This window comes from Candidatus Darwinibacter acetoxidans, from assembly GCF_041936445.1.
GTDB lineage: Bacteria > Bacillota > Limnochordia > Darwinibacteriales > Darwinibacteriaceae > DTU010.
In genome coordinates, this window is record NZ_JBHGXH010000151.1 from 1 (window position 1) to 2,697 (window position 2,697).

Sequence of the window (2,697 nt, forward strand, 5' to 3'; positions counted from 1 at the left end):
CGGCGCATAGCGGCGCGACATAGCGCGACAATGCGAGACGGCCGGCAGGTCGCCCCTGAAGCGAACCAGTGCGAACCATACCGAAACACCGAACCGACGAAGAGCGACGAGGCCGGCCCACAACATAGCGCAACATTCCAGGAACCCCCGCCCGGAATACGCGGCATATTACCCGTAGTTCCTCCACAGACCGGAGTATATGCGGCCGACGCATACCGCCCGGGAAGCGACGAGTGGCAACAATGCACCGGAAACAAAAGCCGTTTCCCGTGGAGCCCGGGAGGGGCGGCACGACGGGATCATCTACACGCAGCGGTGAAGGCGAAGGAGAACCAGGGGGGGCGACGGACAGATCTTAACCTTTTGCAGAATTCTGCAAAAAGTAAACCGATCGACACCCGCGCCCCTCCTCCGGGAGAACGGCAGGAGAGGCCTACACAGAAGCCCGTAGCCGGACGATCTCCGACCGGGTGATACCCTGACACCTCCCGAACACCGGCCGACACCAGGCAGCCCCCCGGCCTTTGGAGAATTCTCCAAAGCCTGCAATACTGATGCAGGCGCGGACACCGGCCGACACCAGGCAGGCACCAGGTTTGCACCGGCACTTTTGCGGGGAATATTCGTTTACCGCAACCGGCACCAGGCCGACACCGGACCGGGGAGCCCTGGAGGACTTTGTCAGAATTCTGACAAAGTCCACCCTATCGACACCCACACACGCGAGGAGGCACTTTTGGAGAATTCTCCAAAAGTCCACTTTGGTACCCCGCACCTACACGCGCGAGGGGGCGATCGATTGCTTTGTCAGAATTCTGACAAAGCATGCGTTCCCACCCCGCTACAAATGTCCGATTTGTTTGGTTTTGTCATGTCAGAATTCTGACAAAGCATGCGTTCCCACACCCGCATGGACCGGAAGGACTCGATACCACACCCTCACATCGTGCGTATAATCGAGGATCTCGCCGGCACCCGATGAGAACTATACCGGCGAGAAGATCGGCCGAAAAAAGGGACAATGTACACGGGACAAAGGGGGTTAGCGGTCCGGCACCCGATGCACCCGGTATGTGGACTCAGGACAGCCGGCGCACCCGTGGCGCTCCTCGATGCAGGCCGGCCGGTCTTCCTTGACCAGGCGGTGATCGATCGCCCGGTCAAAGTGCCGGCACCAACTCATACCCTCGATGCGGTCCGATGCAGGAACCCGGGACATGATGATACCCCATACCTTGACGGCAGCGAGCCGCACCCGGTCACTCTCTCCCGGGAAGGCCTCTGCGATCGCCTTCTCAATCTCCGGGTATAGCTCCCGGTCTACCCGGGACCACGTGACCGGCGACGGCCGCCCCGACTCAGGCACCGGGATCACCCGCCGGCCGGCAGGGGTGGCCCCTCATCATCTCCTGGTGATACTCCTCGCACCTGTCCGGAGTTACGAGCCCCGACCCGTGACAGAGCGAGCACTGCTCGACGACTCCCCATGAATCGGTGGACCCCTCCCCGTCACAGGCGGGACAGACGAGCATGTCGGCGGCATCGTGGCCCGGACGGGATGACTCAGGCATCGGGATCGCCCCGGTCCGGCGCGGCCCTGGAGATCCGGATCTCTTCGCCCTCAATCTGTATGGTCACTCTCTCCCCATCAACGAACGGAAACGCAGAATCCCCGGCGACATCGGCCGGGATGCTGACAAACCGGGTTCGTGCGGGACCTTGTGCAAGGATCTTACCTTCTCCTTTCTTACCCATACAGAGTATATTACATGGTAATGTATTTATACTTATACGTTGTAGTATGTAGTATACAAGGTAAATTACAAAGGAGAGACAAGAACCATGACTCAGTTTGTTAAGGTGGGAAGAATCACCCGCGACCGGCACGCCCTCCGGGTGGAGATTGACGGCAGGAACGGACCGGGCGACCTGGTGATCGGTGCGGCGGCGGTCCGGGAACTCTTCGACGGGAAAGAGGTCGATGTCTCCTTCGTGCAGGTCCGGAGCACCGACCAGGTGTTCATCGGGTGGAGCGGGACGGCCCGGGTCTCCCGCAGCGGCCGGGCGATCACCCTCCGGATTGAGGGACAGACCTACACGAGCCCGATCGCACAGGTCCGGGCGGTCATCGCCGGGACCCGGGCGGCGGCGATCCTCTCCCGGCCGGAGCCGGCCCCGATCATCGACGCGGACCGGAAGCAGGCGAAGCCGATCGACCATGACCTCGTGAGGTCGTTTGCATGATCCCCGTCGAGGACGTGCAAGCCCTGCGCGCGGAGGCGAAGGCGCTTCGCGCGGAAGTCCGGGAGGTCGTGGCCATCCTGGAGAACTGGAACTCGATCGAGCCCGGGCGCGGGGGATCTTGAGATGGATCCGATCCCGGCGGACGAGTGCCGCACCCTGGAGGCGATCATCAAGGACGACTTACAGCGCGCGGAGATCCTCAGCGTGTCGGTCTATGTGGACGAGGACGGCAGTATCGAAGTGGAAGAACTCGCCCTTCGGATCTACGGCGGGCGAAAGGTCGCAATCGTGCCCGAGATGCGAGGCAAATGCCCCTGGCTCAGCCTGGAGATTCATGACGGGCGCGGCTGGCGGAACATGTCGGTCGCAGAGGACTACGCCGAAGAGTTGGAAGAGCTGACTGCGGCGCCGTGGCGCCCGGAGCCCGACACGGTGGAGGAGGCGCGACTGTGA

4 protein-coding genes are annotated in these 2,697 nt (G+C 62.2%); 3 read left to right on the top strand and 1 reads right to left on the bottom strand.

All coding sequences use genetic code 11. The features are described from left to right. Nucleotides 1-1,042: 1,042 nt before the first annotated feature. Nucleotides 1,043-1,219: a hypothetical protein gene (locus ACE4YL_RS05570; RefSeq protein ID WP_461369347.1), complete on the bottom strand. Its 177-nt coding sequence runs from the start codon at nt 1,217-1,219 to the stop codon at nt 1,043-1,045. Between the two features lie 623 nt (nt 1,220-1,842). On the opposite strand from ACE4YL_RS05570, the gene ACE4YL_RS05575 reads away from it, so the two are divergent. From ACE4YL_RS05575 to ACE4YL_RS05585, 3 genes are read left to right on the top strand one after another with little or no spacing between them, the layout of a single operon-like run. Next, complete coding sequence (locus ACE4YL_RS05575; protein ID WP_461369348.1) at nt 1,843-2,244, top strand: hypothetical protein; 402 nt, start codon at nt 1,843-1,845, stop codon at nt 2,242-2,244. Then, nucleotides 2,241-2,366 (top strand): hypothetical protein, encoded by a 126-nt coding sequence (locus ACE4YL_RS05580; protein WP_461369349.1) that lies wholly within the window; start codon nt 2,241-2,243, stop codon nt 2,364-2,366. The genes ACE4YL_RS05575 and ACE4YL_RS05580 overlap by 4 nt, the downstream gene beginning before the upstream one ends. Before the next feature lies 1 nt (nt 2,367). Next, nucleotides 2,368-2,697, top strand: a complete 330-nt coding sequence (locus tag ACE4YL_RS05585) for a hypothetical protein (protein WP_461369350.1) — start codon at nt 2,368-2,370, stop codon at nt 2,695-2,697.

Coding starts and splice junctions, on each gene's coding strand:
- ACE4YL_RS05585 (WP_461369350.1), top strand. CDS start 2,368: ATGGATCCGATCCCGGCGGACGAGTGCCGCACCCTGGAGGCGATCATC.
- ACE4YL_RS05575 (WP_461369348.1), top strand. CDS start 1,843: ATGACTCAGTTTGTTAAGGTGGGAAGAATCACCCGCGACCGGCACGCC.
- ACE4YL_RS05580 (WP_461369349.1), top strand. CDS start 2,241: ATGATCCCCGTCGAGGACGTGCAAGCCCTGCGCGCGGAGGCGAAGGCG.
- ACE4YL_RS05570 (WP_461369347.1), bottom strand. CDS start 1,219: ATGTCCCGGGTTCCTGCATCGGACCGCATCGAGGGTATGAGTTGGTGC.